This window comes from Streptomyces sp. NPDC058157 (genome assembly GCF_042884105.1).
Lineage (GTDB): Bacteria > Actinomycetota > Actinomycetes > Streptomycetales > Streptomycetaceae > Streptomyces.
This window is the reverse complement of sequence record NZ_JBHVUQ010000387.1, coordinates 1-2,519: the sequence shown is the minus strand read 5'-3', so window position 1 is coordinate 2,519 and position 2,519 is coordinate 1. Positions and strand designations below refer to the sequence as shown.

At 70.4% G+C, this 2,519-nt stretch carries 4 protein-coding genes; 1 reads left to right on the top strand and 3 read right to left on the bottom strand.

Going from position 1 to position 2,519, the window contains the following annotated elements; all coding sequences use genetic code 11:
- Positions 1-399 (top strand): anti-sigma factor (locus tag ACFVXK_RS38130; RefSeq protein WP_389621844.1); only part of this gene is annotated, 399 nt, incomplete at its 5' end.
- 283 nt (positions 400-682) lie between these two features.
- Here ACFVXK_RS38130 and ACFVXK_RS38125 read toward each other — a convergent pair.
- The 3 genes from ACFVXK_RS38125 to ACFVXK_RS38115 form a co-directional block, all read right to left on the bottom strand.
- A complete protein-coding gene (locus ACFVXK_RS38125) occupies positions 683-1,081 on the bottom strand; it encodes a hypothetical protein (RefSeq protein WP_389621841.1) in 399 nt (132 codons plus the stop codon).
- A 356-nt stretch (positions 1,082-1,437) separates the two neighbouring features.
- Entirely contained in the window at positions 1,438-1,893 is a 456-nt protein-coding gene (locus ACFVXK_RS38120; RefSeq protein WP_389621838.1) for a hypothetical protein, read from the bottom strand.
- Positions 1,894-2,020: 127 nt separating this feature from the next.
- Positions 2,021-2,296 carry a hypothetical protein gene (locus tag ACFVXK_RS38115; protein ID WP_389621836.1) on the bottom strand — a complete coding sequence of 92 codons (276 nt, stop codon included), beginning with the start codon at positions 2,294-2,296 and terminating at the stop codon, positions 2,021-2,023.
- Positions 2,297-2,519: the final 223 nt, after the last annotated feature.

The window sequence follows — 2,519 nt, the reverse complement described above, 5'->3', positions numbered from 1 at the left end:
GTATGGCAGTCCCAGACCATGCAGGAAGTCAAGGCAGAGGCCCGCCAGGCCCAGCGGCAACTCGACACGGTCAGCGCCGTCCTGGCCGCCCCCGATGCGCGTACCGCCCACGGGAAGGCAGCCAACGGCGCGCTGACCACGGTGGTTGCCTCCGACCGGCAGAACAAGGCCGTCTTCACCGCCGCCAACCTTCCCGCCGCAGGCCCGGGCAAGACCTACCAGCTGTGGCTCGACCACGCAGGCACCATGCGCCCCGCCGGGCTCATCGACCACGACGGCACCGTCATCCTCACCGGCGACCCCGCCGACGCCGGCGCCGTCGGCCTCACCCTCGAACCCGCCGGCGGATCCCCCCAACCCACCACCCACCCGCTCCTCCTGCTGACCCTGCCCACCTGACCCGCCCACCCGCCGCCACCCCCAACACAGGGAAGGCGACCGGTTCACCGTTGGTGGGCATGGGGCATGGAGTTAGGGCACCGGCGTCGGGTGCTCGGAGAGTTCAGTGCTGCGGCGAACGCATCTGCGGACGGCGGGTGGCCTCGTGAGGCCCTGCGGCGGAGAGCATGGTGGACTTCACGGACAGTGAAGGCCACAGGTGGAAGGTCCGGTGCGCGTTCCGCCCGGCACGGCGGGGGCCTGGCCCTGGGCAGCGCGGGCGGTCGGTCGAGGTACGGAGCCGTCAAGCCGGCTGTGGGGAGGCGATCTTCGGTGGCTGGGTCTCCAACAGGGCCCACAGCCGTAGCCCGTCCGCGCTGTCCGTGTCGGTGCCGCACGCTGCCACACTCCGCAGCGCCCCGAGGGTGGGCAGGATGTCCTCCTCGGTGTCGACGGGAGCGTGGGCGAGGACCAGGGCGAGAATGCGTTGGTCCTGGTCCGCCAGGTGCAGGCTGAGCCGTCGGCCTCCGGCGGTGACGGCCGCTTGGGTCAGGATCCGTACGCAGGTCGTCAGATCGTGCGTGCTGATGCTGGTGTAACCCCACTCCTCGACGGCTTTGACCGCCGCCGCTGCGGCCTTGGCCGGCGCCCACTGGTCAGCGCGGAAGGTGAGCGCGCGGGTGGGCCGGTTGCGGATCGTCATCCTCAACCGGGGGCGCTCAACCGCCGCCGTCGGCTTCGTCGTCGGCTGCGGCCGTGGCGCCTCGACCGGCCGTTTCGGCGGCGGCGGGGACTTCGGTGGATACGCCGGCGGAAGCTTGGGGCCCGTGGCCTGTGCGGCATCGCTCATACCGGACCACGGTACGCCGATGCCGTCCGGCGCGGGAGAAGTCCCGCGACCACGCGAGCAACGGACGGTGTCGTCCGGCAGCGCTGCCGGTGGCTGCCGCTGCTGATGATCCGGGATACGGGCGGTTTCACCTTTCCGGGTCCGGGCGGAGCGTCCGGCCCGGCTGCAGAGGGCCGCCTCCACCGCGCCGGCGGGGTGGTCCGGCACGCTCAGAGGGCGATCGGCCGGTAGCTCAGAGCTTCATCGACGATCTGCTCCGCAGACGGGTCTTGAAGGATGTCCGATGGATGGAAGACCAGGTTGCTCACCCGGGGATGGGGCACGTTCGCCTCAAGGAGCCGCAGATAGTGGTCGCTCTCCGCAGAGGCAGTCAGGAGTCTGCGAACGATCTCAACGAGCTCGTCCCGGGTGATGTCCGCAACCACAGGGCGAGCCGGCCGGGCCGCTTCCCTCGCGAACTGTTCCAAGCTCCTGCTTCCGTCGTATTCAGCGAAGTCGAGAGCCTCGTAGTCGTGACCGGTCATCGCGTTGAACGCCGCGATAGCCTCGCCCGCCACTTCTGGGCGGGCGACCAGCAGCTCAGCGATCCGCCCGACTTCAGCACACAACTCGTTCAGCCGCTGCCGGCTCACGGGCGGGGGCAGCAGCTCCGGTCTCAGGTCCACAGCCGCATTATGTCCGCCGGTGGCGGGGCGCCCCCGAGAGGAGCCCCGCGCACGAAGGGCGCGTCCAAGGTCGTCGCGGAGGCCATCGCCTATGCGGTGGCCCGGCGGCCAGCGCCCGGTAGGGCCGTCAGTACCAGACGTATAGAAAGATGGGGAGGACGGCTCCGGGCAGGCCGCCGACGCATTTGTAGGGGAGGCCGGTCGCCTTTCCGGCGTTCTCGCACAGGCTGGGGGCGTTGTAGTACGTGCTGTGGTAATGCCAGTCGGGGGCGGCGGCCTGAGCGCCGCTCACGGAGGAATGCGCTCCCTCCGGGAGGCCGGCCGCCTCCGCGGTGGCGGAGATTCCCCCCAGGGCGAGGGAACTTCCGAGTGTCAGCCCTATGACGGCGTGGCGCACGCGCATGTCGTCTCCTTCTCCCGGGAAACACCGAACGGCGTCAGCCGGTGAAGGCGCCGCCGTGTACGGCCATTCAACGAACCGGGAGTCCCTGCTGTCCAGACCGGCCGGCTCGGTGACGTCAAGGGTGTTTGAGCGCGGTGGCCCCGTGGGGCGGGCGGGCGGATATACACAAAGACGCGCCCCCGGGCCCCCAGTCGCTATCGGAATAAGGAGTGAGCGAGGAACC